This window comes from Methylorubrum rhodinum, assembly GCF_014199935.1.
Taxonomy (GTDB): Bacteria; Pseudomonadota; Alphaproteobacteria; order Rhizobiales; family Beijerinckiaceae; genus Methylobacterium; species Methylobacterium rhodinum.
Genome location: NZ_JACHOP010000002.1, coordinates 260,721 through 287,132, shown reverse-complemented (window position 1 = coordinate 287,132; position 26,412 = coordinate 260,721). Strand labels below are relative to the sequence as shown.

23 protein-coding genes are annotated in these 26,412 nt (G+C 73.1%); 3 read left to right on the top strand and 20 right to left on the bottom strand.

From position 1 onward, the window contains the following. The gene (gene pbpC / locus HNR00_RS03660) at positions 1-2,253 is read left to right on the top strand and encodes a penicillin-binding protein 1C (protein ID WP_183565046.1); all 2,253 of its coding nucleotides are present in this window, start codon (positions 1-3) and stop codon (positions 2,251-2,253) included. A gap of 100 nt (positions 2,254-2,353) precedes the next feature. Beyond that, positions 2,354-2,674, top strand: a complete 321-nt coding sequence (sugE, locus tag HNR00_RS03655) for a quaternary ammonium compound efflux SMR transporter SugE (RefSeq protein ID WP_183565044.1) — start codon at positions 2,354-2,356, stop codon at positions 2,672-2,674. 124 nt (positions 2,675-2,798) lie between these two features. Here sugE and HNR00_RS03650 read toward each other — a convergent pair whose 3' ends face one another. From HNR00_RS03650 to HNR00_RS03640, 3 genes are read right to left on the bottom strand one after another with little or no spacing between them, the layout of a single operon-like run. Continuing rightward, positions 2,799-3,602 (bottom strand): helix-turn-helix domain-containing protein, encoded by an 804-nt coding sequence (locus HNR00_RS03650; RefSeq protein WP_183565041.1) that lies wholly within the window; start codon positions 3,600-3,602, stop codon positions 2,799-2,801. A 51-nt stretch (positions 3,603-3,653) separates the two neighbouring features. Next, positions 3,654-4,376 carry a class GN sortase gene (locus HNR00_RS03645; RefSeq protein WP_376770351.1) on the bottom strand — a complete coding sequence of 241 codons (723 nt, stop codon included), beginning with the start codon at positions 4,374-4,376 and terminating at the stop codon, positions 3,654-3,656. Beyond that, positions 4,376-6,505, bottom strand: a complete 2,130-nt coding sequence (locus HNR00_RS03640) for a marine proteobacterial sortase target protein (RefSeq protein WP_183565038.1) — start codon at positions 6,503-6,505, stop codon at positions 4,376-4,378. The genes HNR00_RS03645 and HNR00_RS03640 overlap by 1 nt, the downstream gene beginning before the upstream one ends. Positions 6,506-6,747: 242 nt before the next feature. Here HNR00_RS03640 and HNR00_RS03635 point away from each other — a divergent pair, with 242 nt between their 5' ends. Then, positions 6,748-7,341 carry a histidine phosphatase family protein gene (locus HNR00_RS03635; protein ID WP_183565033.1) on the top strand — a complete coding sequence of 198 codons (594 nt, stop codon included), beginning with the start codon at positions 6,748-6,750 and terminating at the stop codon, positions 7,339-7,341. Here HNR00_RS03635 and HNR00_RS03630 read toward each other — a convergent pair. From HNR00_RS03630 to HNR00_RS03550, 17 genes are all read right to left on the bottom strand, one after another. Continuing rightward, on the bottom strand, positions 7,332-8,060 hold the full coding sequence (locus HNR00_RS03630; protein WP_183565030.1) for a hypothetical protein: 729 nt from the start codon (positions 8,058-8,060) through the stop codon (positions 7,332-7,334). The genes HNR00_RS03635 and HNR00_RS03630 overlap by 10 nt on opposite strands. Before the next feature lie 67 nt (positions 8,061-8,127). Next, positions 8,128-9,141: a nickel/cobalt transporter gene (locus tag HNR00_RS03625; RefSeq protein WP_183565027.1), complete on the bottom strand. Its 1,014-nt coding sequence runs from the start codon at positions 9,139-9,141 to the stop codon at positions 8,128-8,130. After that, the gene (locus HNR00_RS03620; protein WP_183565024.1) at positions 9,132-9,794 is read right to left on the bottom strand and encodes a DUF1007 family protein; all 663 of its coding nucleotides are present in this window, start codon (positions 9,792-9,794) and stop codon (positions 9,132-9,134) included. The genes HNR00_RS03625 and HNR00_RS03620 overlap by 10 nt, the downstream gene beginning before the upstream one ends. Before the next feature lie 80 nt (positions 9,795-9,874). After that, positions 9,875-10,294: a cytochrome c-type biogenesis protein gene (locus tag HNR00_RS03615; protein ID WP_246390235.1), complete on the bottom strand. Its 420-nt coding sequence runs from the start codon at positions 10,292-10,294 to the stop codon at positions 9,875-9,877. A gap of 200 nt (positions 10,295-10,494) precedes the next feature. Then, positions 10,495-12,495, bottom strand: coding sequence for a heme lyase CcmF/NrfE family subunit (locus HNR00_RS03610; protein ID WP_183565021.1), 2,001 nt, complete (start codon positions 12,493-12,495; stop codon positions 10,495-10,497). A gap of 46 nt (positions 12,496-12,541) precedes the next feature. Further along, positions 12,542-13,060 (bottom strand): cytochrome c maturation protein CcmE, encoded by a 519-nt coding sequence (gene ccmE, locus HNR00_RS03605; RefSeq protein ID WP_183565018.1) that lies wholly within the window; start codon positions 13,058-13,060, stop codon positions 12,542-12,544. 216 nt (positions 13,061-13,276) lie between these two features. Continuing rightward, positions 13,277-14,836 carry a c-type cytochrome biogenesis protein CcmI gene (gene ccmI, locus HNR00_RS03600; RefSeq protein ID WP_183565015.1) on the bottom strand — a complete coding sequence of 520 codons (1,560 nt, stop codon included), beginning with the start codon at positions 14,834-14,836 and terminating at the stop codon, positions 13,277-13,279. A 145-nt stretch (positions 14,837-14,981) separates the two neighbouring features. Then, on the bottom strand, positions 14,982-16,397 hold the full coding sequence (locus tag HNR00_RS03595) for an ATP-binding protein (protein ID WP_183565012.1): 1,416 nt from the start codon (positions 16,395-16,397) through the stop codon (positions 14,982-14,984). A 28-nt stretch (positions 16,398-16,425) separates the two neighbouring features. Further along, positions 16,426-16,989 carry a GNAT family N-acetyltransferase gene (locus HNR00_RS03590; RefSeq protein WP_183565009.1) on the bottom strand — a complete coding sequence of 188 codons (564 nt, stop codon included), beginning with the start codon at positions 16,987-16,989 and terminating at the stop codon, positions 16,426-16,428. A gap of 418 nt (positions 16,990-17,407) precedes the next feature. After that, a complete protein-coding gene (locus tag HNR00_RS03585; protein WP_091943659.1) occupies positions 17,408-18,085 on the bottom strand; it encodes a response regulator transcription factor in 678 nt (225 codons plus the stop codon). Between the two features lie 81 nt (positions 18,086-18,166). Further along, positions 18,167-18,538 carry a PepSY domain-containing protein gene (locus HNR00_RS03580; protein WP_183565005.1) on the bottom strand — a complete coding sequence of 124 codons (372 nt, stop codon included), beginning with the start codon at positions 18,536-18,538 and terminating at the stop codon, positions 18,167-18,169. A gap of 173 nt (positions 18,539-18,711) precedes the next feature. Further along, positions 18,712-18,936 (bottom strand): hypothetical protein, encoded by a 225-nt coding sequence (locus HNR00_RS03575; protein WP_183565002.1) that lies wholly within the window; start codon positions 18,934-18,936, stop codon positions 18,712-18,714. Between the two features lie 85 nt (positions 18,937-19,021). Then, positions 19,022-19,375 (bottom strand): hypothetical protein, encoded by a 354-nt coding sequence (locus HNR00_RS03570; RefSeq protein WP_183564999.1) that lies wholly within the window; start codon positions 19,373-19,375, stop codon positions 19,022-19,024. Positions 19,376-19,430: 55 nt separating this feature from the next. Then, a complete protein-coding gene (locus HNR00_RS03565) occupies positions 19,431-19,988 on the bottom strand; it encodes a hypothetical protein (protein WP_183564995.1) in 558 nt (185 codons plus the stop codon). A 36-nt stretch (positions 19,989-20,024) separates the two neighbouring features. Continuing rightward, entirely contained in the window at positions 20,025-20,618 is a 594-nt protein-coding gene (locus tag HNR00_RS03560; protein WP_183564991.1) for a lysozyme, read from the bottom strand. Positions 20,619-20,666: 48 nt separating this feature from the next. After that, on the bottom strand, positions 20,667-22,190 hold the full coding sequence (locus HNR00_RS25760) for a DUF2793 domain-containing protein (RefSeq protein WP_281383223.1): 1,524 nt from the start codon (positions 22,188-22,190) through the stop codon (positions 20,667-20,669). Positions 22,191-22,233: 43 nt separating this feature from the next. Then, positions 22,234-26,124, bottom strand: a complete 3,891-nt coding sequence (locus HNR00_RS03550) for a baseplate multidomain protein megatron (RefSeq protein ID WP_183564988.1) — start codon at positions 26,122-26,124, stop codon at positions 22,234-22,236. Positions 26,125-26,412: the final 288 nt, after the last annotated feature.

The following is a 26,412-nucleotide window of genomic DNA, read 5'->3' as shown; positions in this document are numbered from 1 at the left end:
ATGAGGCGCGACGCCATTAACCCTCCCCCCTCCGCGGGGGAGGGTGCCCGCGGAGGGGGCGGGGGAGGGGAGCGACAGTCCCGCTTGGCCGCCATCGACGGCGAATTTTCCGGAAGCGTCGCTCCCCTCTCCCGACCCTCGCTGACGCGAGGCCCACCCTCTCCCGCAGAGGGGGGAGGGAGACGCGTCGGCCTGCTCTGCGCTGTTTTCGTGATTGCTGCTCTGGCGCTCCCCGGCCTCGCCCTCTGGCGCTACGCGACCTCCCTCCCCCCCATCGACCTCACCGCCGCCTCCCTCCGCTCCACCGTCGTCCTCGACCGGAAGGGCCAACTTCTGCGCCCCTTCGCCACCGCCGACGGGCGCTGGCGCTTGCCCGTCACCGCGGGCGAGGTCGATCCGCGGTACCTGGCCATGCTCAAGGCCTATGAGGACCGCCGCTTCGACACCCACCCCGGCATCGACCCCGCCGCCATAGTCCGCGCCGCATGGCAATGGCTCGCCCACCAAAAAATCGTGTCGGGCGGCTCGACGCTGTCGATGCAGGTCGCCCGATTGGTCGAGCCGCGGGCGGAGCGCTCGCTTCCCGCAAAACTCCGGCAGATGATCCGCGCGGTCGAGCTGGAGCGGACCTTGGGCAAGGCCGGCGTGCTCGACCTCTACCTCGCGCTCGCCCCTTACGGCGGCCCGGTCGAGGGTCTGCGGGCGGCCAGCCTCGCCTATTTCGGCCGCGAGCCGGCCCGCCTGTCGTTTGCCGAGAGCGCGCTCCTCGTCGCCCTGCCCCAGGCCCCCGAGGCGCGCCGGCCCGACCGCTTCGCGGCCAACGCGAGACGCGCCCGCGACCGCGTGCTCGACATCGCCGCGGAGCGCGGCGTGCTCAACGCCGACGAGGCCCGCGCCGCCAAGGCCGAGCCGGTGCCGGCCTCGCGAAAACCCTTCCCGATGCTCGCGGCCCACGCCGCCGAGCAGGCGGTCGCCGCCGACCCGGCCGCGCGGGTGCAGCACCTGACGCTCGATGCCCGCCTCCAGGCGAGCCTGGAGACGCTGGCCGCCGAGCGCGCGGCGGCGCTCGGCCCGGCCCTGTCGGCGGCGATCCTCGTGCTCGACAACCGCAGCGGCCACGTGCTGGCCCATGTCGGCAGCGCCGGCTATCTCGACGCGGCTCGCGCCGGCGCGGTCGATGCAACGGCGGCCGTGCGCTCGCCGGGCTCGGCGCTCAAGCCCTTCATCTACGCGCTGGCCTTCGAGAACGGGCTCGCCCACCCCGAAACCCTCCTCGACGACCGCCCGGCGCGCTTCGCCGCGAGCTATGCGCCGGAGAACTTCGATCAGGGCTATCGCGGCACCGTAACGGCCCGCGTCGCGCTCCAGCAATCGCTCAACCTGCCCGCGGTCGATCTGTTGGAGACGGTGGGCGCGGCCCGCTTCGTCGCGCGGCTGCGCGGGGCCGGCGCCACGATCCTGCTGCCGCGCGACACCGCGCCGGGCCTGCCCGTGGCGCTCGGGGGGCTCGGCATCACGCTCACCGACCTCGCCCGGCTCCATGCCGGGCTCGCGCGGGCGGGAAGCGTGCCGACCCTAACGCGCCGCCTCGACGGGCCGCCCTCCCCCACCATCCCTGAGCGCACCGTCACCGACCCGGTCTCGGCCTGGTACGTCGCCGACATCCTGCGGGGTGCCCCGCCGCCGGAGAACGCGCCCGCCGGCCGCCTCGCCTACAAGACCGGCACCTCCTACGGCTATCGCGATGCCTGGGCGGTGGGGTTCGACGCCCGCGTCACGATCGCGGTCTGGGTCGGGCGGCCGGACGGCGCTTCGGTGCCGGGCCTCGTCGGCCGGACGGCCGCGGCGCCGATGCTGTTCGACGCCTTCAGCCGATTCGGCGGCGAGCCCGAGCCGTTGACGCGCCCGCGCGAGGCGCTGGTGGCGGCCACCATCGCCCTGCCGCCGCCGCTGCGCCACATCCGCCGCGATGCGCCCAAGACGCTGGCGGCGACGCTGGGCGTGCCGCTCAAGATCGCCTACCCGCCCGATGGCGCCCGCGTCGATCTCGGCATCAGTGCGGGTGAAAAGACCCGCCTCGCCCTCAAGGCGCTCGGCGGCCAGCCACCGCTGACCTGGATGGTCGACGGCCTGCCGGTGGCCGAGAGCCTGCGCCGGCAATCGGACTGGAGCCCGGAGGGCGCGGGCTTCGCCCGCATCTCGGTGATGGACGCCACTGGGACCAGCGACAGCGTGGTGGTGCGGCTGGAATAGCGGGCCCGGCGCCATAGCTTCGCCCGCGAGGCCACGCCCTCCCCCTTTACTTTCGGGTTCGAGACCGGGACGGCCCGGCGAAAAACGCCAGGAGGCCGTGTTGGCCTGGATCATCCTCATCGTCGCCGGACTGTTCGAGGTCGTCTGGGCCTTCTCGATGAAGCAGTCGGAAGGCTTCACCCGGCTCTGGCCCTCGCTCGTCACCGTCGCGGCGATGGCGGTGAGCCTCGCCGGGCTCGCCTGGGCGATGCGGACGCTGCCGCTCGGCACCGCCTACACGGTCTGGACCGGCGTCGGTGCGGTCGGGGCCTTCGTGGTCGGCATCGCGGTGCTCGGCGAGGAGTTGAGCGCGATGCGGGTGCTGGCCGCCGTGCTGATCATCGGCGGCCTCGTCCTGATGAAGCTGTCGAGCACGGCCTGAGCCGACAGGCTTCTTCCGATCGGCGATGAATCCTCATCACCGATCGGCCCCCGCGACTGCGGGGCGGCGGTCGTCCGCCGGGCGCATCGTGACCGACCATCGGTCGGTCTCGATGCAACAAGCATCACTCCCCGGCGCAGCCGGGGAAGACGGCAAACCCATCCGCCCGCACCCGGTCGAGGAGACGGCGGTAGCCCGGCTCGCAGGCCATGCCGGGCTCGATCCGGCCGTACTGCGCGCCGTCCGCCAGCGCCCCGCGCTCGGGCACCAGGGCGATGGGCGTCGCGGCGGGCGTCAGATGGGCGCCGCGGCCTGAGAACAGCGTCGTCAGGATGCCGAACAGCTCGCCCTGGATCGTCGGGCGGCCGAGCATGGCAAGCCGGTACTGCCCCTGGAAGTTCGTCACGAGATAGATCTGGCCCGACTGGTTCGGCACCGAGACGGTGCCGGATTGCGCGAACGGCGCATCGAGCCGCTCGGCCTCGCGGAAGACGAGACGGGCGCTCTCGACATCCCAGGCGATCTCGGTGCGGTAGGCGAACAGGGCGCCGGCCTGCCCGAACGAGGTCCGCAGCGTCAGGTAGCGCCCTTCCAGAAAGGCCACCGCCTCGCGGGTGTAAGAGCCGAATTCTTCCGGCGCGTGGCGCGTTGCCGCCGGCTTCGCCACCGGCAACGCGGCGGGGACCCGCAGGGGAAGCCCCAGCGCCTCCTCCAGGCGGATCGTGGTCGCCAGGGTGAAGGGGCGGCGGCCCGACAGCGCCTTCTCCAGGGTCGAGATGCTGATGCGGGCCGCATCCGCCAGCGCCTGGCGCGACATCCGGCGCCGCGCCAGCGCCTCGCGCACGGCATCCGCGATGACGCGGCTCTGCGCATCGGGGAGTTCGGTCTCGGGATGATCGGCCGGACAGGCGGCCTCGAAGGTCGGCATCGTGCTCGGGTCCGGACGAACCCGCACAGAACCGCACCGCGCCCGCCGCCGTCAAGGCGCGGGGTTTACGTCCTCCTCCGCTTCCACCAACAGCCGCTCCGGCCCCGGCGTCAGCCCGTCGAGCGGCCAGCAGGTCGCCAGCGCGAGGCGGCGGCCCGGCGCGTCCGGATCGAGGCCGGAGGCGTCCCAGCGGACGACGCGGGCCCCCGTCACCCGGAACCGCACGATCCGGCCGTCCCGGCGCTGCACCGTGACCGGATCGCCCGGCCGCAACCGCCCGAGGCTGCGGAACTGGGTGTCGCGATGCGCCGCATAGACCGCAATGCCGGGCTCGCCCGCCTCCGGCGTGCCCTCGACATGGCCGGGGCCGAAGGCGAGCGCCTGCCCGCTGGAGCCGGCGAGCGCGATGTAGCTTTCGTCGAGGTCTGGGAAGGAGACGCGAGCGACCGGCACGGTGTCGGCCCAGGGCCAGGAGCGGGCGGGGGCGCCCTCACTGAGCGTCCGGGCGAAGGCGCGCTCCAGAAGCACCTGCGCCAGGGCCGCCTTGGCGGGAATCCAGGCGGCCTGCGCCAGAAGGGCGAGTCCGGCGAGGCAGAGGGCAACGGCGAGAGCCGAGCCAAGCGCGGGTCCCCTCCCCCTTGCGGGGAGGGGTTCGGGGTGGGGGTGGTTCAGGATGAGGCGGGAGCGGTGCCTCCTGCACCACTCCCACCTCCGGCTCCTCCCCGCAAGGGGGAGGAGAGGCGCCTCGTTCGGTTCGGGCAGTGCCAAAACCATCACGCCAACCTCCGGCGGCGAGCGGCCATCAGCAAGCCGAGGCCGAGGAGGACGAGACCGGCCAGCGCCCGCAGTTCGAAATCGGTGGCCGTCTGCGGCAGCGGGACGGAGGGGGCCGCGGCGTATTGAGCAGCGGGAAGTCCGGCGCGGCGCTGGCGCGGCGGGGCGGCCTCGCCGGCTCCTCCGAACAGGGCATCGAAATCCCAGCCGGCGGGCAGGTTGAGCGGCAGATCGGTGCTGACGAGGCGCACGCCCTCGGGCCGGCGTGGCGTCGCGTCGATCGCCACCAGCGAGGTCAGCCGCGTGGTGAGGCCGTGGTCGAGGGCGAGGCGCAGGATCGCGGCGTCGGCACCGGCTTGATCGAGCCGGCCGGTGATCCGCGCGGTTTCGGCGTCCGCGATCTTCGCCCGCGCCCAGACCTTGCCGATGCCCGAGCCCTCCGCGGCTTCGCCGAGGTCCAGGACCGTCCGCCACGGCTGGCCGCCGATCCGGCCGGTCAGCGTCAGCGTGCCCTTGGCCTCCGGCATCCGCGCCGCGACGGTGACGGGCTCACCGCGATAGAGGTCGGGCATCTGCGAGGGCGTGGCGTCGGCCGCCTCCGAGAAGGTCGCGGTGAGGTCGGTGACGACGGGGCTCTCGAGCTTCACCAGCAGCTCGCGCATCCGCTCGCTCACCTGATCGACCGAGCGGATTTCCGTAAAACTGCCCCGGCCGAGTTCGGCCGCGTGGCGCATCAGGTAGCCGTTCGGGGCCGAGCCGATGCCCACCATGAACAGCCGCGTGCGCCCGCGCTCAGTCGCGATGGCGGAGAAGATCTGCGCCTCGTTGCCGACGGCGCCGTCGGTGAGGAACACGATCTGCCGCAGGCGGCCGGCCTCGTCCGGATGCGCGTCCTGCAGCGCGGCCTTGAGCGGCGCCAGCATCTCGGTGCCGCCGCTCGCCTCCAGCCCGGCCACGAAGGTCTTGGCTTGCGCGATGTGGCGCTCGTCGGCCGTCACCGTGTCCACGAACAGCGCTTCGTAGGTGTGGTCGAAGCGGATGACGTTGAAGCGGTCGCCCGGCCGCAGGCGGTCGAGGCCGGCGAGCAGGCTGGCCTTGGCCTGCCGGATCGAGGCGCCGCCCATCGAGCCGGAATTGTCGATGACGAACACCACGTCCCGCGGCAGCGCCGGGGCGGGCGCGGCCTCGGACGGCGGGGTGACGACCGCGAGGACGGCCTCGGCCCCGGCGACGCGCTCGCGGAACAGGCCGACGCTGGGCTCGCTGCCGGGTGCCGGCGCCCAGGTCAGCTCGAAGTCGCGGTCGGCGGCGGTGGCCCCGTCCGCCAGCGTGATGCGGCGCTCGGATTGCGAAAGGTCGTCCACACGGATCGCATGGGTAGCGCTCTTCACCGCACCCAGCGCGAAGCCGGCCTTGAGGTCGATGGCGAGCGTCAGCGGGTTGATCGGCGCGTGGTGGGCCGGATCGAGCACGGGGGCTTCGATCTTTGCGCGATCCGGCACGGGATCGGGCGCCGCCGGGCCCTCGGCCGCGCTCCGGACGAGCGGCGGGGCCGGGCTGTAGCGGGGCGCCGCGACGGTGGGCAGACGCAGGGCGTAGGTGCCGCCGGAGAGACGGATGCTCTGCTGATAGGTGATCTGCACCAGCACGGTCTCGCCGGGGCCGATATTGGCGACCGCGTTGGTGAACAGGTTTGGGCGCTGCTGCTCGGTAAGCGCGGCGGCCTTGCCCTCGGCTTTGGCCGCCTCGTAGGCGCGGCGCGCCGCCTGCCGCTCGCGGATGTCGGCGACGATCACCCGGTCGCCGATCACGAGCTTCATCGAATCGACCGCCGCGTCCTCCGGCAGGGGGAACAGGTAGGTGCCTTCCACCCACTCGGACGTGGTGTTGCGGAAGGCCTGAGTGATGGTGGCGCGCGCGGTTGGGCCGCTGACCGTGATGGCGGCGTCCGCCCGCAGCCGCGGCGCCTCGACTGGAGCCGCGCCCTCGCGGCGCAGCACCAGCGCGCCGCTTCCCGGTTCCTCGGCGCGGGCCGGCGGGCTGCCGAAGAAGGCGACGACGACCGCGACGAGCGGGCCGATCAGCAGGTTGCGGGGCAGGCCTCGGCTGGGGATGGGAGGGTGAGACATCGGAAGGCTCCTTGAGGACGGGGCCGGCCGGGGCCGGTTGTCCTCAAGCTCTTCCGCGCCGGACCTTCTCGCCACCGGATGCTTCGCCCACCTTCGGCTGAAGACCGCACCGGCCCGGCCGCATCGGTGCGGAAACCGGCGCAAGCGGCGGCGAACGGTGACGCTTCGTCCGGTTGCGTGCGCAGGCGAGACCCGCTGCCGCGGCGGGTGGTGCGCGGAGGCGTCCCGCCTACATCGCGCTCATGTCCACGACCCGCATCCTCTGCATCCGCCACGGCGAATCGACCTTCAACGCCCATCACGAGGCGACGGGGCGCGATCCCGGCCATATCGATGCCCGCCTGTCCGAGCGCGGCCACGCCCAGGTCGCCGCCGCCCGCAATCGCTTACGCGACGTGCCGTTCGAGCTCGTCGTGACCTCGCCGCTGACCCGCGCGCTCCAGACCACCGCGGGCATCTTTTCCGATCACCCGGCCAAGCCCCAGGTGCTGGTCGAGGTGCTCCATCGCGAGTGCCAGGAGAGCAGCTGCGACATCGGCCGCGCGGCCTCCGTACTGGCCCGCGAGTTCCCGGATTTCCGGGTCGATCACCTGCCCGAGACGTGGTGGTACGCGCACGGCGCCGTCGGCCCCGAAGGCTGGCACGTCGAGCCGCGGGAGGTGTTCGACGAGCGCGTCGCGGGTTTCCGCGCGTGGCTGCGGGCCCGGCCGGAGCGGACCATCGGGGTGGTGGGCCACTGCACCTTCTTCTACCACCTGACCGGGCGCTGGCTCGCCAACTGCGAGTCGATGGAGATCGACCTCGCCGAGGAGCCGCGCCCGCGCGCCTATGCCTGAGCGCGAGCGCGCTCCAAGCGGTCGCGGGCGTCGACCCAATCGATCGACGGGGCCTGCCGGCCGATGCCGAGCGCCCCGTCGAGGATGCCGAGCGCGCTTCCCCAGATGCCGTCCGCGAAGGGGGCGGCGCCCTCCGCCACCTCCGCGGCGCAGCGCGGATCGGCAAACGCCCGGATCGCCGCCGTCGCGGTGCGGGCGACCGCCGAGGCGTGCGCCCCGATCACCCAGGCGCGCCGGCCCGCAGCGGCGTGGGAGAGCGCCCCGCCCTGCCCTTCCGCGGTCCTCGCCGCCAGGAGCGCGGCCTCGGCATCGGGCGCGGTCTCGCAGCGGGCGGCGAGCGCAGGCAGTCCGGCCCGGTCGAGCAGCGGCGGCAGGATGCGGCGCACGCTCTCGACGGCGAGGAATTGCGTGCGGGCCGCCTCGATCTCCGGCGTATCGGCCGAGCCCGAGAGGCGCAGCACGAAGGCCATCAGCCCCTGCCGCTCGGCCTCGGGCATCGCGTCGTTGAGGCCGAGCGCATAGGCCGCGAGGGGCTGCGAGAAGCAGGGCGGGCAATCCTCGGTCGCCCGGATCGTCCGGTAGGGCAGGCCCGCCGCGACGATCGCCGCCTCGTTGATGCAGGTGCCCCCGTCCGGCCCCGGAAAGGCGTGCGAGCCCTTCAGCAAGCGCCAGTGCAGGATCGGCGCGAAGGCGTCGAGGGCATCGCCGGGTGCGTTCACGCGGGGGCTCTCCTCCAATCGGGAAGCGCAGCCTGCCACGGCTCCGCACCGCTTGGCGAGAGGACGTTCAGCCGCCGACGCTCGCGGCGATCCCGGCGACGAGGGCGAGGCCGAGCACCAGCACGAAGGCCGCGGCCAGGAGTTCGAGCCCGCCGACCGCCAGCGCCCCGGCTTGCCCGCGCCCGCCCGCGAGGCGGAGCGCCAGCGCCTTGGCGAAGACCGCGAGGCTCGCCAATACCCCGGTGGTGAGCGCGGTGCCCAGAGCCATGGCGAGGGTCGCGGCGATGCCGGCCCACAGCAGGCCCTGGCTCGCCGCGAAGACGAGGATCAGCACCGCCCCGGCGCAGGGCCGGCTGCCGGCGGCGAGCACCACGCCGGCCCGCTCGCGCCAGTGGCCCAGCCGGTCGAGGGCCGCGGCGTCGGTGAGGTGGGTGTGGCCGCAGCCGGGGGCGCAGGCGGCCGCCGGCGTATCGGTGGCGAGCGCCGCGAGCCGCCCGGCCTGGCGCCACGTCACCGCGGCGCCGAGCAGCGCGACGAGGGCGAAGCTGACGGTCTCGATCAGCGTGCCGGCCCGCGTCATGCCGCCCGCGGTCGCCTTGAGGATCAGCGCGCCGACGCAGACGATGGCGATGGCGACGCACGCCTGGAGCAGCGCCGCCGCCGCGCTCAGCGAGAAACCGCGGCGTAAAGATCGCTCGCCCGCCACGATGTAGCCGGCAATCACCGCCTTGCCGTGGCCGGGCCCGGCGGCGTGGAAGACGCCGTAGGCGAAGCCCATGGCGACGAGCGGCCACCAGCCGCCCCCCGCCTTCAGCGCCGTGACCGCGCCCTGCAGGTTGCGCGAGAAATTGGATTGGACGGCGAGCAGCCAGCCGCCGAGCCCGGTTGCAGCAGGCGCGGCCTCGCGAAAGCCGATGCCGAAGGGCGAGCGCGGCGGCGGGGCCGCGACCGGCCCGACGATCCAGGCGAGCGCAGCGAGGAGGCCGGCTGCGGCGAGCACCGCCCCGGCGGCGAGCGCGAGGCGCAACGGGAGCCGGCTCGCCGCTCGCGCCTTCGGGGCGAGCGCCGCCGTCAGGGACATGCGACGATCGCCCGGTTGGCGAATTGCTCGCCGTAATTCGAGGCCGAGGTGAGTGCTTCGAACATCGCCTCGCTCATCGACTTACCGGCCTCCGCGACCGCCGGCTCGGCGTTCTTCGGCCGCGTCACGGTGGTGGTGCAGCCGGCCGCCGCGCCGGGCAGGCGCACGGCGTCGGCGCCCTCGGCGAGGCTGAAGGAGACGAAGTAGGTCGGATCGTAGACCTCGAGCGCCGCCACGCCCTTGCCCTGCGTCGCGGGCGCCTTGAGCGGCAGCAGGAAGCTCAGGGTGAGGCGGTCGCCGTCCATGTTCATGCGGGCCTCGCGCGGATCGGCGAAGGCCTGATCGCGCCCGGCGACCTTGAGCTTGGTGAAGTAGGCGAACTCGGCCAGATTCGTGGTGTTCTCGGTGGCGAGGCCCTGCAGCTCTTCCGGCGAGAGCTTGCCGTCGCCGTTGGTGTCGAGGCCCTGCGTCACGAAGGCCGAGTAGGACGCATCGAAGCGCCACGTGTGGCGGATGCCGGCCACGCGCCCGCCGTCGTAGGCGACCTCGGCCTTGGCCGTGACCCAGACATGGGGATGGGCCTGCGCCGCGGCGGGCAGGGCGAGGGCCGCTGTCGCGAGGAGGAGGCGGCGAAGGGGTGCGGCGATCGGCATGGCGCTCGGATCGGGGCTTGAGCGGAGTGACTTCGAGCCCCCTCCCTGCCCGCCTGATCGGGCGAAAGCAGGGCGCGCCCTCAGCGCCGCTTGAGCAGCGCCTCGACCTCCGCGGCCTCGGCCGCGGACAGCCCTTCCGCCTTCGGCGCGCGGCGGCGCGACAGGCGCCAGATGCCGACGGCGCCCAGCCCGACCGCCAGCAGCGGGCTTAGCCACAGCAGCAGCGTGTGCCAGCCGAAGGTCGGCCGCAGCAGCACGAACTCGCCGTAGCGGGCCACCACGTAATCGACGACCTGATGGTTGGAATCGCCCTCCTTGAGGCGTTCGCGCACGAGCAGGCGCAGATCCTTGGCGAGCGGCGCGTCGGAATCGTCGATCGACTGGTTCTGGCAGACGAGGCAGCGCAGCCCCTCCGAGATGACGCGCGCCCGCGCCTCCAGGCCCGGGTCCTTCAGCACCTCGTCCGGCTGCACCGCCAGGACGGGGCCGGCCAGCGTCAAGAGCAGCGCGAGGCTTCCGATGAGGCTCCGCCACCGACGCGCGCTCTCTCCTCCCCCTTGCGGGGAGGAGGTAGGAGGTGGGGGTGGTGCAGGATGGAGCGAAGCGGTGCCTCCTGCACCACCCCCACCCCGAACCCCTCCCCGCAAGGAGGAGGGGACGCCCGTCGGCACGTTCGGTGCCAGCAAAACTCGCATCGGACTCACTCCGCCGGCACCGCGGAGGGCGGCAGCTTGGCCCGGGCCTTGACCGGGGCGCCGACGCGCATGCGCCGGTCGGTGAGCGACAGGCCGCCGCCCGCGGCCATGATCAGCGCGCCGATCCAGATCAGCAGGATGAACGGCTTGTGGTAGAGCCGCAGGCCGATCGAGCCGTCGGGCATCACCTCGCCGACGCTGGCGTAGATCTGGCTCATCCCCACCGTCTTCAGGCCGGCCTCGGTCACCGTCATCCGGCGGGAGGGGTAGAAGCGTTTGCCGGTCTCGACCGTGCCGACGAAATCGCCCGCCTTGTTGCGTAGCGTCAGGAAGGCGGCGGTCTCCTCGTAGTTCTCGCCCTTCTTCGGGCCGACCCGGTCGAGGGTGGCGGTGTAGGGGCCGGCCGTCACCTGCCCGCCGGGGCGGATGGTGCCGAGGCCCTCCGTGGCCCAGCCTTGGGCTGCGATGCCGAGCACCGCGACGCCGACGCCGGCATGCGCCAAAGCCGTACCCCAGGCCGAGCGCGGCAGGCCGACGGCGCGGCGCCAGGTGGTGCCGAGGTCGCGGCTGCGGCTCTGGCTGGTGCCGCGCGCGCGGGCCCAGATTTCCAGCGCCGATCCGACGATCAGGTAGGCGCCGATGCCGACGCCGACCGGGGCCATGACCGGGCCGCCCCAGGTCAGCGCGGCGGCCGCGAGGCCGACGACGAGGGCCACCGCGAAGGCGGCGATCAGGCGCTGGGCGGCCGCCGCCGCGTCACCGCGCTTCCAGGCGAGACCCTGCCCGAAGGGGACGATGAACAGCAGCGGCAACGCCAGCGGAATGAAGGTCCAGTTGAAGAAGGGCGGCCCGACCGAGATCTTGTCTCCGGTCAGCATCTCCAGGAGCAGCGGGTAGAGCGTGCCGACGAACACGGTCGCACAGGCCGCGACCAGGAACAGGTTGTTCATCACCAGCGCGCCCTCGCGGGAGATCGGCGCGAACAGGCCGCCCTGGCGTAAGGTCGGCGCGCGCCACGCGAACAGGCTGAGCGAGCCGCCGATGAAGAGCGCGAGGATGCCGAGGATGAACACGCCGCGGCTCGGGTCGGACGCGAAGCTGTGGACCGAAGTGAGCAGCCCCGAGCGGACGATGAAGGTGCCGACCAGCGAGAGCGAGAAGGTCAGGATGGCGAGCAGCACCGTCCAGACCTTCAGCGCGTCGCGCTTCTCCATCACGACGGTGGAATGCAGCAGCGCCGTGCCGGCGATCCACGGCATCAGCGAGGCGTTCTCGACCGGGTCCCAGAACCACCAGCCGCCCCAGCCGAGCTCGTAATAGGCCCAGTACGAGCCCATGGCGATGCCGAGCGTCAGGAAGCTCCAGGCAATCAGCGTCCAGGGCCGCACGGCCCGCGCCCAGACGGCGTCGATGCGCCCCTCGATCAGCGCGGCGACCGCGAAGGCGAAGGTGATCGAGAAGCCGACATAGCCGAGATAGAGCAGCGGCGGATGGATCGCGAGGCCGAGATCCTGGAGCAGCGGGTTGAGATCGTTGCCCTCCAGCGGCGCCGGCGCCACGCGGCTGAACGGGTTCGAGGTCATGATGATGAACAGCACGAACACGAAGGTGATCGAGGCCTGCACCATCAGGGTGTTGGTGCGCAGGACCGGCGGCACCGAGTTCTTCGCGGTGGCGACCCAGGCCCCGAACAGGGCGAGGATCAGCACCCAGAGCAGCATCGAGCCCTCGTGGTTCCCCCACACGCCGGAGATCTTGTAGATCAGGGGCTTGGCGGTGTGCGAGTTCTCGACGACGTTCTGGACCGAGAAGTCCGACATCACGTGCGCGTAGGTGAGCGCGCAGAACGCGAACAGCAGGCAGGCGAAGGTGCCGAGTGCTGCCGGCACCGCGACCTCGCGGAGCGCCGCATCGCCCGAGCGGGCGGCCCAGGCCGGCATCACCGCCTGGACGAGGGACAGGGCCAGCGCGAGCGCCAGGGCGTAATGGCCGAGTTCGACGATCACGAATGGCTCTCCCGCGCGGTGTCAAACCGGTTGGTGGTCATGGCTCTCAACGCTCGCTGCGCTGGCCGAGGGTTGCGTCGGCCGCCGGCTTCGGAGGTTCCTTGGCAGCGTCCTTGGGTGCCGCCTTGCCCTCGCCCTCCTGCCAGCGCCCCTGCGCCTTGAGGGCGTCGGCGACCTCGCGGGGCATGTAGTTCTCGTCGTGCTTGGCCAGCACCGTGTCGGCGCGGAACACGCCGCCGACATCGAGCTTGCCCTCGGCGACGATGCCCTGGCCCTCGCGAAAGAGGTCCGGCAGCTGGCCACGATACTGCACCGGAACCGTCGCGCCGGTGTCCGTCACCGAGAACTCGACGTTCTGGTCGGGGCCGCGCTTGAGCGAGCCTTCCGTCACGAGGCCGCCGAGGCGGAAGCGGGTGCCCGGCGCCACGGCGTTGGCGGCGACCTCCGCGGGGGAGCGGAAGAACACGATCGAGCCGGTCATCGCCGACAGGATCAGCCCCAGCGCCAGGGCCAGCACGGCCCCGCAGCAGGCGATGAGGATGAGGCGGCGGCTCTTGCGGGTCAAAGGGTCCGTCCCTGTTCGTCGGCGCGTTCTCGTCCGTCGCGCGACGCGCGGAAGGCGGCCTGACGTCTTTTAGACTCGTTCTCTACAACGGTTTCGGCCCCCACGCCCTTCGGGTCAAGGTTGCGCGGGCGGGACCGATTGTCAGAGGCCATCCCCGGTCCTCGGTTCGACGCGCCTTCTTTCGACGAACCGGCATCCACTTCGTCGGAAAGCGCGTCACGGCTTCGTGGCGAGGTCGAGTTCCCGGCCCAGCGCGTCGAGCCGCTCCACCGCGCCGGGGTTGGCGGCGAGCGCCATCCTGGCCCGGTCGAGCGCCTGGACCGCGGCGGCGCGGTCACCGAGCACGCCGTAGGAGCGCACGAGCCGCATCCACTCGTCGGGGCTGCCGCCCTTGGCCGCCAGCCGCCGGTCGAGGGTCGCGACCATGCCGCGGATCGCCGCCTCGCGCTCGGCGGGCGGCATCGTCCGGATGGCGTTGGCGGCGGCGTCGGATTCCATGCCGCCCGCGGGCTTCGCCTCCGAGGCACCGGCCTCCGGCTTGGCATCGGGCGTCGCCTCGGCCGATCCGCCCGGCTTGCCCTCGGCGAGGCCGAGTTCGCGCGCCTGGGCGTCGAGGCGGGCGCGGCCCGGCTCGTCGCCCTTCAGCGCCTCGTGCGCGCGGCGTAGCGCGTCGAGGGCCTTGTCGCGCTCGCCGAGCACCGCGTGGGAGCGCACGAGGCGCAGCCACTCGTCGGCGGTGCCGCCCTGCTTGGCCAAGCGCCGCTCCAGCCCCTCGACCATGCCGCGGATCGCGTCGATCCGCTCGGAGGGCGGCAGCGCCTGGATGTTGGCCGCAGGCCCCGCGACGGAGGAGCCACCGGATGCCGCGCCGCCCGCGGGCGCCTCGGGCTTGGGGCCGCCCTCAGCGGTGGCCGCCGGGGCGGTCTCACCCTTGAGGCGGGCCAGCGTGTCGCGCACTGTGGGAAGCCAGGGCGCGTCGGCGGGGGCGCCCTCGGCGAGCCCGGAGAGACGGCGGATCGCGCCGGCCACGTCGCCGGACTGCTCGTCGCCGCGAGCGAGATAGAACTGGGCCTTCGGGGCCTTCGGATCGGCGGCGGCGGCCCGGTTCAGCACCTTGCGGGCCTCCGGCGAGACCGCGCCCTCGGCCGCGACCACCAGGGCCTCGCCCCAGTCGGACAGGGCGGAGGCGTCCTCGCCCTTGAGGCGCACCACCGCCGCGTAGGCGCGGGCCGCGTCGTCGTAGCGCCCGAGCCGCATGTAGACGGGGGCGAGCACGCTCCAGCCGCGGACGTCGTCGGGGTGGCTGGCGAGCCGCGCCTCGATCTGGCCGATGGCGGTCATCATGTCCTGCGCCCCGGCCCGGCTGGCGCTGCGGTCGGCCTCGGTCTGCGAGGGGAGGTTCGGCGAGCCGTAGAGGCCGTAGACCACGAGGGCGACCAGCGGGATCGTCGAGAGCGCGAAGGCGGAGGCCGCGCGGCGCTGGCGCAGGTGCGGCTCGGCCAAAGGCGCAACGGCGGATTTCGCCGCGCTCTCCTCGCGGCTCGCCCGCAGCAGCCGGCGGGCGGCTTCCGTGCGGGCGGCCTCGGCCTCGGCGGGCGCGATCAGCCCGCGGGCGAGGTCGCGCTCGATCTCGGCGAGCTGGTCCTCGTAGAAGCCGGCCTCGGTCGACAGCTCCGCTTCCGCCGCCTCCTGACGGCGGCGGCGCGACATCGGCCAGAGCAGCGCGAACACGGCTGCCGCGGTCATGGCCGCCAGAATGAACCAGATCGCCGTCATTGGCCCCCGAGAGATCACTCGGCCCCGTGTAGTGCCCGAGCGGAGCCCGCACGACTGCGCCCTCGGGCGACACGTCGTCACGCGAAGCGAGGCATGCGCCTTAGCATAGGCGGGGCCCGGCGTAACCTTGGCCTTGGATCACGCTTCAGCGCTGTCCCGCCCCGGCGGGCCCGTCGCCGGGCACCTCGATCACCGCGCGCAGGCCCCCGAGGCCCGCGGCCTCCAGGCGGAAGCGGCCGCGATAGAGCGCGGCCAGATCCGCGACGATGGAGAGGCCCAGGCCCGAGCCCGGCTTGGTCTCGTCGAGGCGCCGCCCGCGCTTGAGCACCGCCGCGCGGTCCTCCTCGGGCAGGCCGGGACCGTCGTCCTCCACCGCGACGATGAGGTGGGGATAATCGTCCGCGCCGACGGGCGCCGCCGAGATCGAGACGCGCCCTTGGGCCCATTTCGAGGCGTTGTCGACGAGGTTGCCGATCATCTCCTCGAAATCCTGCTTCTCGCCGCGGAAGCGCAGGCCCGGCGGCACGTGGACCTCGTAGGCGATGTCCTTGTCGCGGTAGATTTTTCCGAAGGTGCGCACGAGACCGGCGAGCGCCGGCTCGACCTCGGTCGAGGCGCCGAGCGTGCCGGCGAGCGCGGCGGCGCGGGCCCGGTCGAGATGGTAGTTCACCTGATCGCGCATCACCGCGGCCTGCTCGCGGATTTTTTCCGAGAGCTCCGGCGGGGCCTCGCTCGAGCCGACCTCGTTGACGATGATCGAGAGCGGGGTCTTGAGCGCATGCGCGAGGTTGCCGACCTGGGTGCGGGCGCGCTCCAGGATCTCGCGGTTGGTCTCGATCAACAGGTTGATCTCGCCCGCGAGCGGCGCGATGTCGCGCGGATACTGCCCGTCGATCCGGTCGGCCTCGCCGCGGCGGATGGTGCCGAGCGCCGTGCGCAGGGCCCGCAGCGGCGCGAGGCCGAAGCGGATCTGCAGGAGCGCGGTCGCCGCGAGCGAGAAACCGAGCAGGCCGAAGGTCATGAACAGCGAGAAGCGGAAGCGCTCGACGTCGTTCACGATCTCGTCGGCGGGCCCGGCGACCCGCACGGTGTAGCGCCCCTCCTGCCCGACATCGACGTCGCGCTCGACGATGCGCAGCGTCCGGTCGTCCTGGCCGCGGCCGTAGCCCTGGCGGATCTGGCCGATCGTCGCGGTGCCGGCCTGATCGGGGCCTTTGAGCGGCACGCCGACCAGGGAACGCGAGGTGCGCAGGTCCCGCGGCTTCGCGTCCGGCCGCCCGACCTGCCAGTACCAGCCCGACAGCGGCAGGTCGAAGCGCGGATCGCCGAGCGAGAACGAGCGCGTCTCGGGATCGTTCGGCGAGACGAGGTCGGTGGCGAGGTTGTTGGCGAAGACGAGGAGGCGACTGTCGAAGGCGCGCTCGGTGTTCTCGCGATACAGCGTGGTGAGGATGAAGGCCGCGATGACGAGGATCGCGGTGCTCGACAGAAACGAGGAGACCGCGAGCCGGACCGCGATGGAGCGGCGACGCAGGGGGAGCCAGGCGAGGCGGTCGGTCATCGGGACGGTGTCTGAGATCGAAAGCCCATCAGCTTAGCCGGTTCGGATTGTCGTGTCCGGCATAGAACTCCCTGGCGAGCAGTCCCATGACGACGTCGTCGTACCAACGGCCATCGATCAGCGCCGCCTCTCTTTCCCGCCCCTCGTCGATGAAGCCGCACTTGCGATAGCAGGCTATGGCACGCGTGTTGGTCGCGAGCACGCGCAGCGACACACGATGCAGCCCGCTTCCGAAGACGTGTCCCAATGCCAACCGGATCGCCTCGGTCCCATAGCCTCGGCCGAGGAAAGCCGGGTCGTCGATGCCGATCGCAAGGTTGGCGCGCCGATCCTGCGGCACATGCCCATGGAATCGCACATGCCCGATGAAGCGGCCCGCATCGATGACCCAGGCGCAGGGCTGATCACGGATGAACCGGATCGCCTGCTCGGCCCCCGAGCGCGAGAAGGGAGCATCAGGATCGAACGTGCCACCGTACCCTTCGACAATGTCCTTGTGTTGTCCGATCGACCAGCGCGTCTCGATGTCATCAGAAATCGGCTGGCGAAGTCGAATACGTACGCCTTGAAGGTCGGGAGGGGCGGATGCCATCGTGACTGCCCAGGACAAAAAGGAGCGGATGGCGAATAACCGCTCGCTACCCCAACAGAATTTCACACGATCGAACAGCTCGGACGCTTATCCCGAAGGCGCTCTTCGAAACCGGGCTCGGGCCTGCTTCAAAAGAGGCGGTCGGTGACGACCAAAGCTTCTCGGATCGTCTGGCTCCGCTTGCCAAGCCGTCAAGCTATTTCCGTCCCGGCCTGAGGCCGTCCACGCTCGAACACGACGCGCATGTCCTCTCCGACTTTCCAGCCGTCGGCGAGCAAGGCGTTGGCCTCATCGCGATGCGGATAAGGCAGATCGGACGATTCCGGTGGCGGCCAAATCGAAGCCAAGGCGCCCAAGCCGGAGAAGAAACGGCTGAGACGGCTGGCACCGCCCTCCGGGTCATCGCGCCGCCCGCCGCTCAACCCTTCCCCCCCGGCTGGTTCGGATCGACCAGATATCCCAGCCCCCGCACGGTCTGGATCAGATCCACTGCGAGCTTCTTCCGCAGGCGCCCGACGAACACCTCGATGGTGTTGGAATCGCGGTCGAAATCTTGGTCGTAGAGGTGCTCGGTGAGTTCGGCGCGGGAGACGACGCGGCCGGTGTGGTGCATCAGGTAGGAGAGCAGGCGGTATTCGTGGCTCGTCAGCTTGACCGGGTTGCCGTCGACGAAGACGCGGCCGGAGCGGGTGTCGAGGGTGACGGGGCCGCAGGCGATCTGACTGCTGGCATGCCCCGCCGCGCGGCGAAGGATGGCGCGCACGCGGGCCATCAGCTCTTCCATGTGGAAGGGCTTGGTGACGTAGTCGTCGGCACCCGCGTCGAAGCCGTCGACCTTGTCGGACCAGCGGTCGCGGGCGGTGAGGATGATGACCGGCGTCTTCACCCCGGCCCGGCGCCAGTTCTGCAGGACGGTGACGCCGTCGGCCTTGGGCAGGCCCATGTCGAGGATGATGGCGTCGTAGGGCTCGTTCTCGCCGAGATAGCCGCCCTCCTCGCCGTCGAACGCCTTGTCGGCGACGTAGCCGGCCTCCTCCAGCGCGGTCACCACCTGTCGGTTGATGTCACGGTCGTCCTCGACCACGAGCAGACGCACGGTCGGTCACTCCTCGATCATCGGAATCGTCGTCGCGAATACGATCTCTACGACGATGTCTTTAAATCCTCATGCACGGGTCTACCACTGCCCGCTGACCTGCCCCGACTGGCCGTCGACCATCACCTGGACGAACTGCCCGTCCCGGCGCAGAGCGGTGAGCAGGTAGACGAGCCCGGCATCGTGGCGGCACAGGCGGGCGCGCTGGATCTCGGCCCGGGGAATCGCCTGGCGGGCCGCGCGGATCGCGGCGATCGGCGGCACCACGCGCTTCTCGGCCACCGCCTCGCGCAGGTCGGCGGGCGACAGGCAATCGTCGCCGCGGTTCATCGGCTCTCGCAATGCGGGGACCGGCGCGAGGGCGCCGGTCTCCTCGGCGAGGGGGCCGACCGCGCCCGCCGCGAGAACCGCGGCGGTCGAGACGACGATCAACAGGGCGAAAGCTTGGCGCATCGGCAAGGACATTCGCGCCGGTGCACTGAATGCGTCCTGAATGTTCGGGACGCGCCACCGACGGGCAGGATTGCCGGGAAGACTGGCGGCGGATTTCCGGTCGAATGCCATGGTCGCGGGCGAGGTTCGGTGCCGGATAAGCCCGGGCCGCAGCGGCGGTTCCCCGGCGGGGCTCACGCCGTCCTTTCCCGCCCGGAGCGGCGGTCGAGGAGGGCGCGCAGGGTCAGGCTCGCCAGATCCTGGCTGTCGACATGGTCGAGAGCGGCGGTGCGGAGCGCCACGATCGAGCGCTCGAAGCCGCGGAGCGCGGCCTCCAGGCGGCCGGTGGCGGCCCGGCTGCGGCGCCGGGCGCTGGCGGGGCGCCAAGCGGCGCCCATCCGGGACAGGCTTGGACACATGAGGCTTCCCCTGATTCGCCGGATCTTTGTCTTGACGCGCTTTCTTTCGACGAACCGGTGTCCACTTCGTCGGAAAGCGCTTCGGTCATGCCCGCGGGCGGTGCTGGAGTTCGCCCAGGCGCCGGAGGATTTCTTCGAGCTTCTCGCGGGCACGGGCGTCGCTGCGCTCGACCTCACGGGCGATCTCGCCGGAGAGCCGGGTGAGGTCCTCCAGCACACGGGTGCGGCTCTCCAGGGCGGCGGCCACCGCGGCGTTGGTCTGCGAGGCCCGCTCCAGGGCGGCGGCCGTGGCGCCGGTCTCCTCGATGCGTGCCTCCAGGGTGCGCAGGCCGTCGCGGTAGAGATGCAGGCAGGCGAGGCCGAGCAGCACCGAAACGATCCAGCCGGCGCCGCCGTCGGAGAACAGCAGGCGGGCGGCTTCGATGGCGATCTTGTCCACGGCTCGGCTCCGGAGCGGCTGTCGGGGCGGGCGCGTCGGCGGCCCGCCCGCGGGCTCAGGCCGGCGGCCGGATTCCAGTCGGGTCCAGGACGCGCTCCAGGGCGGGGCGCAGCGTGTTGGCGGCGGTCGCCTCCGCCTCCAGCGGCAGGGCGCGAAACACCTTGGCGGCGACGCCCTCGCCGCCGCCCGCCGCGCGGATCAGCCAGCCCGGCGCCTCGTCGAGCGCCCGCTGCACCGCCCGCGCGATCACCGCCGAGCCGAGGGAGACCGTCAGGGTGCGTCCCCTGACCGCGCCGGAGACCGCGTTGAGGGCGTAGTCGGTGGCGTTGCGCACGAGCCGCTCGACCAGGGCGTCTGTGACGAGAAGGCGCAAGGGACCGGCGACGCGGGCGATCCCCGCGGCGACGATGGCCGCGAGCACCGGCGTCGTCAGCGCGGTGAGCGCCTGAGCGAGCGCGACGAGCCCGTCCCCCCACGGCAGCACGATCGCGGCGGCGTCCGTGGCGTGGGCCGGGGTGCAGGTCTCGGGTGCGACGAGCAGGAGGGCGCAGGCGAGCAGCATCCCCCGCAGGCCCATGGCGGAGGGAAGCGGGGCGGGTTCGGTCACGGTCATGGGGGAGTGATCCTTTTCATGAGGGGGAAGCGGGTGTCAGCGGCCGGCGCCGAGCCACGCCCGCAGGCGGGCGAGCCAGCCGGGCGTCGGCATGGCAGCCGGCGGCGTCTCGGCGGGCGCAGCCGGCCGGACCGGAGGCGGCACGACGGGCGCGGCGACCGGCTGCGGATCGCCGCGTCGCGCCCGCGGCAGGGCGGTCTCGTAGGAGGTGCGGAACTGGTCGAATTCGGCCTGACGCCGCGGGATCAGCACGGCGGGGCGGTTCCACATCAGCATGGCGTCGGCGGCGCCCTCCCGGTCGCCGGCACGCAGGCGGCGCAGGACGGTGGAGCGCAGGAAGGCCGCCGGGCCGATGTTGAAGGCAAGCGAGACCAGCGCGTCGAAGGCGTGCTGCGGCAGCGGCTCGGGCAGCGCCTGGGCGACGGTGCGGACGAAGCGGGCGACGTCGCGGGCGAAGATCGCGTCGCACTCGGCCGCCGTGAGGCGCAGGCCCGCCCGCGGCAGCGGCGGACCGGCGGCGGCGGTGTGGCCGACGCCGATCGTCCAGATGCCGACGCTGTCGCGGTAGGCTTCGAGGCGGCGCCCTTCGCGGTCGATGAGCACGGCGCGGCCGATGGGGCTGAGGTCCATGGCGGAATCTCCCGAAGTTCCAGTGGAAGGGATGGGGCGGGCCGGGCGTCAGCCGCGGGCGAGGATCCAGACCTCGCCGCGCCCGCCATTGCCGCCGGCGCCGGTCGGCATGCCGTTGAGCGCGGCGCCGGCTCCGCCCCCACCCCCGCCGGGAAGGCCGGCCGCGCCACCGTTGCCGCCGCCGCTCGAGCCGTCCGCCGCGCCGGCCCCGCCGCCGCCGCCGCCGCCGGCCGCACCGCGGATCCAGCGCTTGCTCTGGCCCGCGGTGCCGTTGGCCCCGACCGCGCCGAGAACGCCGCCGTTGGAATCGCGCCCGTTGCCGACGGCGTAGCCGGCCCCCGCGTTGCGGCCGGTGGAGGCGACGTTGGCCGCGGTGAGGCCGCCGCCCGAGCCGCCACCGCCCGAGCCGCGCAGGCTCGTCGTGCCGCTCGCGCCGAGGGCCCCGTTGCTTCCGCCCGCACCGCCCGCGCCGACGGCTTCGAGGGACACGCCGCCGCCCGCGGTGCCGCCGCCGCCCGCCACGCTGTTGGTGCCGCCGCCGCCCGCCCCGCCGCCGAAGGCGCGCACGAGGTCGTAGGCCGATCCGTCGTTGACGATGCTGGCGCCGCCCGCCGTGCCGGCCACGCCGCCGGTGTCGTCCACGGTGATGGCGGGCGCGCCGGCGCCGCCCGCCCCGACCGTCACGGTCAGCGTCGCGCCGATCTCGGCGGCCGAGAAGGTCTCGCTGTTGAGCGCCCCGGCCCCACCCCCGCCGCCGCCGTTGCGGACCGTGCCGGCCGCGCCGCGGCGGGCGCCGCCGCCTCCGCCGCCGCCGCCCATGGCGGTGACCGTGACGGTGCGGGCCCAGTCGGGCTTCGTCCACGTGCCCGAGGCGGTGAAGACCGCGAGTTCCTCCCGCAGGACCCCCTTGTCGAAGGTCGCCGCGCCGGTGGTGCGCTCCACGGTGAACACGTTGGTCCACGTGCCGCCGTCCGGGCTCACGCGCAGGCTGAGGTTGTCGCCGCCGACGAGCCCGATCTCGGCGCGGCCGGAAAACCCCGATTGCAGCAGGAGCGACAGCACGTTGCCCGCCGCCTGCTTGTTGAGGGTGTAGCGCAGATGCCCGTCGCCGCCCTCGCTCGTGGTGAGCGCGGTCCAGAGCGCCTTGTTGAGCTTGGCCGCGAACGGGTTCTGGGCGTCGGCCGCGGTGCCGAGCCCCAGGCGCGTCAGGCTCTGGAGCGCCGTGATGGTGGAGCGGAACGGAACCCAGGCACCGCCGGCATACGCGTGGATCTCCGCCTCGTCGGCGACGAAGGCGAGCCAGCCCGGATGCGGCACCAGCGAGAGCCACGCCCCGTCCTGATAGCGGGCGATGCGCCCGGCCCAGCCGGCCCAGGCGCCCGACGGGTTGGCGGCGACGATGTAGCGGTCGCCCTCCGCCGGGTTGGCGGGCGGGACGGCCAGATCCCGGTCGATCACCGCGAGCTGGACCAGGGCGTCGAGGAGCGCCAGCGCCTCGTTGTGGGTGACGTGCTTCTGCGCCTGCCCGCCCGCGATCAGCGGCAGGGCGAGGCTCGGGGTGGTGTCGGCCATGGGTCGGCTCCGTGAAGGATCAGGCCAGGGATCAGGCGAGGGATCAGGTCCGCACGCTCACCCGCGCCCGGCACGCGGGACCGCGCCCGCCGACGGTGCCGACCTGCGCCACCGCGAGGTCGATCTCGGTGACGGGGCCGCCGAAATCGGCCGTCTCCTGCGCGTAGAGCAGGCTCGGGCCGGTGGCGGTGAGGCTGCGCCGGAGCGCGCCGTCGGGTCCGAGAATGTCGACGGCGTAAGCCTCGGACGCTTCGTCGAGCGGCACGTCCGCCGACTCCCAGGCATCGGCGTCGCGCCGGGCCCGGCGGGTCCAGCTCAGCCGCAGGCCGCCGGCCTCCCGCCGCGCCCGCAGGTGGACGGGTCTCAAGGGGACGAAGGCGATGAGGCTCGCTGTCGCCTCCAGGCCGACGAAGGCCGGATCGGCCGGGTCGCGGTCGGCCGGCCCGATCCGGTAGAGGAAGCGGCGTCCGGCCTCGTCCAGGCGCTCGACCAGGGGCACGACCGCGCCGTCGTCGAGCCGCACGATCAGGCTGCCCGCAGGCACCGCACGGTCTGCGGCGGCCTCGCTGCCGGCGAGCCCGCGCAGCAGCGTCGTCAGCCGCCACGTGTCCGGCCCGGTCAGCGTCGCACCGGCCGCCGAGAGGATTTCGGCCATGCCGTCCGGTCCCAGCAGGGCGAACAGGTTGGCGCCCGAGAACGCCGCCGGCTCCGTGACCGCACCGAAGCCTTCCGCGTGGCGCAGTCTCACGTCGAGCCGGGTGTTGCGGTCGAACCGCCAGAGCGGGCCGGGCGGCAGCACCGAAAGGGTCTGCCCGAGGCAGGCCGGATGATCGACGAGGCGGTGGAGCGCGAACGGCGCCCCCTCCCCGGCCGAGCGCCAGACCGCGACCGCGCCGGGCCAGGGCCCGGCGGCGACCGCGAGGTAGGAGAGCGGGGCCGGCTCGCCCCGCGTCACCGGCAGGTCGAGGGCGCGGGCGAAGACCGGGCCGGGCAGGGAAGGCGGCGTCCGCGCAGGCGGGGCGGCCGTGCGGGCGGGGCGGGCATCGCGGCCCGCGGCCGGCACGCCTTGCGTCTCGAACCGGCGGCCTTCCGGCGAATCGTCGATGCGGGCGATCCGGTGCAGGGCGCCGCCGGGCAGGCGCAGGCGGTCGCCGGGCTCCAGGTCGAGCCGGCGCGGGCTCAGGGCCAAGGCCGCGGTCTCGCGCCCGGCGAGGCTCGCGTCGAGCAGCGCCTCGGCGAGATCCTGGGCCGCGTCGCGCCGCGTCACGACCGCCGCCTCGACGCGGACCTCCCGACGCCGGGCGACGCCGGGGCGCTGGGCGGCAGCGGACGCGCGGCGGTATTCCGCGCTCTCGCCGTCGGAGAAGCCGATCTCGACGGCGCGGGGCAGCGCGCTCTCCTCGGCCCGCACGAGCCGAAGCGGGGCGTCGTCGCGCTCGGCCAGGACGAGGTCGTCCGCCGCGATGGTCACGGGCGGCCGGCCTTCGGGCCCGCCGATCCGCAGGGTGCCGGCGGAGACCGAGACGTCGAGGCCGTAGAGCCGGGCGAGGGGCTCCAAAGCCTCGCGGGCCGAGAGCGGCCGGTCGAGGACGTAGCCGTCGAGGAAGCCGGCGGCCTCGATCGCGGCCGGCGCGTCGATGCCGAGATCGGCCAGGATCGCGGCGACCAGTCGCTCGAGGTCGAGCCCCTCGATGCGTCCCGTGATCCAGTGACCGAGCGCCCAGTTCTCGGCGTCCGACCAAACGCTGCGGAAATCCGGGAAGGCGGGAAACGGCCGCGCGTCCCAGGCCCAGACGAACACGTCCTCGGGCGCGATCATCCGGCCGCCATAGAGCGGTGAGACCGGATTGTGAGCCGGCTCGAAGTTCGGTGCAGTTGGGTCGAACCGCGAAAGAATCGCTTCCAGGCCGCGGGTCTGGATCAGGTCGTCGCGGAGGCCGCGGGAGAAGGGCGGCGCGGCGTTCTCCGAGGATTTCGGGTCGGGGAAGACGTTCGGGCCGTTGGTGCCGCGATCGACCGCCGGAACCCCGATCTCGGTGAGCCAGATCGGCTTCGATTTCGGCACCCAGGCGGTCGGGCCGGTCTCGACGCCGTTCGCCCGCTCGACATGCGGGTTCGACCACCACGCGACCAGATCCTTGGCCCGGTAGATCCACGGCTTGCCATAGGCGCCGTCGGTGATCGACGTGCGCACCTGCGCGGAGCGATCCTCAGGGCTGGCATAGAACCAGTCGAACGCTTCGCCCGCGCCGAGGCGGTTCTTGAGATAGGCGCGGTCGTAGACGCTTCCGGCCTCCGCGGCGTCCCGGTGGCCGGTGCCGTCGCGCCAGTCGGAGATCGGCGGGTAGTAGTCGATGCCGACCGCGCTGATCGCCGGATCGGCGAAGAGCGGATCGAGGGGGAAGCGCACGGAGGCGCCGCCCTCGCGGACATGGGCGCCGTACTCGGTCCAGTCGGCGGCGTAGACGAGGGCGGCGCTTGGGCCGAGAAGCGCGCGGACCTCGCCCGCGAGCGTGCGGAACCGTTCGACCGCCGGATACAGGCCGTTCGCCCCGCGCACGCGGGTGAGGCTCGCGAACTCGCTGCCGAGGATGAAGCCGGCGAGCGGCGTGCCCGCCGCGGCCCAGCCGGCGGCGAGGCCCGCATAGTGCAGGATCATCGCCCGGTAGCCCTGTGGCCCGTCGAAGAAGGCGGCGACCTGATCGGCCGCGCCTTGCGTCCCGTCGGGGCTGCCGGGCAGGCCGGGGGCGGGATCGCAGGTGATGCGCCCGCGCCAGGGGTAAGGCGGCTGCGTGCCGGACGGATTGCGCGGGTCCGGCAGGGTGTTGCCCGCCGCCACGTCCATCATCACGAACGGGTAGAGCACGGTGGCCAGCCCACGGCGGGTCAGTTCGGCCACGAGGCGGGTCAGGCCGGCGTCGGCGGGCGTGCCGCCATAGGCCGCCACGTCGCCGGAGCGCGAGACGGCGGTGGCGCTGGCCCGCGTGCGGCCGGCGACCGCCCAGTCCGCGCCCTTGGTCGCCTTGGCGGCGGAATCGACCCGCGGCGTCACGGTGCAGTGACCGACGCGCAGGTCGTCGCCGAACCAGCTCGCCACCACCGAGACCCGCACGAGGTTCGGGCAGAGCGCCTGCAGCGCGTCGAGGGAGGCGAGCACGTCGCTCGCGCCCTGGAACTGGAAGCGGTTGGCGGGCTTCGTCGCGCCGAAGCCCGCATCCTCGCTGACGGGCAGCGGATCGAGCCCGAACTCGGTCGAGCCGGGGATCAGGCAGACGGCGCGGACCTGCTGCGCCAGCCCCTCGACCGGGCGGATCACCTCGAAGGCGAATTGCGGGATGCGGTTGCCGAACGCGGCGAGCGGCAGGCCCTCCAACACCACGTAGGCGAGGCCGCGATAGGCCGGCGCGTTCTCAGGCCCCTCCTTGGCGACGATGAGCGGGTCAGGGGCCTGCGACGCGCTGCCGGTGTGGATGCGATAGTTCAGCGTCGTCAGGTCGAGCTCGGTTCCATCGGCCCAGATGCGGCGCACGAGAGCGATCTCGCCCGCGCAGAGGCCGACTGCGAGGTCGGCGAAGTAGCTGTAGGCGGTGCGCACGGTCTTGCTCCCGCCCCCGCCGCCCTTGGCGCCGGAGCGCGAGCGTTCCACCGTGGTGTTGGCGACCTCGAGCGGGCGCGTCGCCCAGATCAGCGTGCCGCCGATGCGCACCCGGCCGTAGACCCGCGGCACCGGCGCGCCTTCGGTCGAGGTGAGCCCGGCGACATCGGTGAGGCGCGGCCCCTCGATGAGGCGGGCGCCGCTGGCCCCGCCGAACAGGGCATTGTCGAGCGCGGCGCCGCCCGCCGCGCCGACGACGCGGCCGATCATCCCGCCGATGGGCCCGCCGAGCGCGCTGCCGACCGCCTCGCCGGCCGTCTGAAGGACGATCGTCGTCATGGCGGGTCCTCCGTGCGGCGTGTAAGCATTTTTCGGTATTTCCAGGCGCCGCCGGGTCCCCCTCTCCCCGCACGCGGGGAGAGGCCCGCGGGCACCCTGTCGTGCCTGCGGGTAGCGGAGGCGAAGCCGGAGCGGCGGTGAGGGGGCGATTCCGGAAGAGACTCGTCCTGAACCGCCCCCTCACCTTCGGCTGCCGCCTCGCTTCGGCGACGACAGGGTCGCCGAAGCCCTCTCCCCGCACGGCGGGGCGAGGGAATGCGTCGGGCACCGAAGCAATCAACCGGAAGC

Bases quoted from the DNA above. Each gene is read 5' to 3' on its own strand.
- HNR00_RS03580 (WP_183565005.1), bottom strand. From the start codon at position 18,538: ATGCGCCAAGCTTTCGCCCTGTTGATCGTCGTCTCGACCGCCGCGGTT.
- HNR00_RS03640 (WP_183565038.1), bottom strand. From the start codon at position 6,505: ATGTCTCACCCTCCCATCCCCAGCCGAGGCCTGCCCCGCAACCTGCTG.
- HNR00_RS03635 (WP_183565033.1), top strand. From the start codon at position 6,748: ATGTCCACGACCCGCATCCTCTGCATCCGCCACGGCGAATCGACCTTC.
- HNR00_RS03650 (WP_183565041.1), bottom strand. From the start codon at position 3,602: ATGCCGACCTTCGAGGCCGCCTGTCCGGCCGATCATCCCGAGACCGAA.
- HNR00_RS03575 (WP_183565002.1), bottom strand. From the start codon at position 18,936: ATGTGTCCAAGCCTGTCCCGGATGGGCGCCGCTTGGCGCCCCGCCAGC.
- HNR00_RS03620 (WP_183565024.1), bottom strand. From the start codon at position 9,794: ATGCCGATCGCCGCACCCCTTCGCCGCCTCCTCCTCGCGACAGCGGCC.
- HNR00_RS25760 (WP_281383223.1), bottom strand. From the start codon at position 22,190: ATGGCCGACACCACCCCGAGCCTCGCCCTGCCGCTGATCGCGGGCGGG.
- HNR00_RS03550 (WP_183564988.1), bottom strand. From the start codon at position 26,124: ATGACGACGATCGTCCTTCAGACGGCCGGCGAGGCGGTCGGCAGCGCG.
- HNR00_RS03595 (WP_183565012.1), bottom strand. From the start codon at position 16,397: ATGACCGACCGCCTCGCCTGGCTCCCCCTGCGTCGCCGCTCCATCGCG.
- HNR00_RS03625 (WP_183565027.1), bottom strand. From the start codon at position 9,141: ATGTCCCTGACGGCGGCGCTCGCCCCGAAGGCGCGAGCGGCGAGCCGG.
- HNR00_RS03645 (WP_376770351.1), bottom strand. From the start codon at position 4,376: ATGGTTTTGGCACTGCCCGAACCGAACGAGGCGCCTCTCCTCCCCCTT.
- HNR00_RS03590 (WP_183565009.1), bottom strand. From the start codon at position 16,989: ATGGCATCCGCCCCTCCCGACCTTCAAGGCGTACGTATTCGACTTCGC.
- HNR00_RS03565 (WP_183564995.1), bottom strand. From the start codon at position 19,988: ATGACCGTGACCGAACCCGCCCCGCTTCCCTCCGCCATGGGCCTGCGG.
- pbpC (WP_183565046.1), top strand. From the start codon at position 1: ATGAGGCGCGACGCCATTAACCCTCCCCCCTCCGCGGGGGAGGGTGCC.
- HNR00_RS03560 (WP_183564991.1), bottom strand. From the start codon at position 20,618: ATGGACCTCAGCCCCATCGGCCGCGCCGTGCTCATCGACCGCGAAGGG.
- ccmI (WP_183565015.1), bottom strand. From the start codon at position 14,836: ATGACGGCGATCTGGTTCATTCTGGCGGCCATGACCGCGGCAGCCGTG.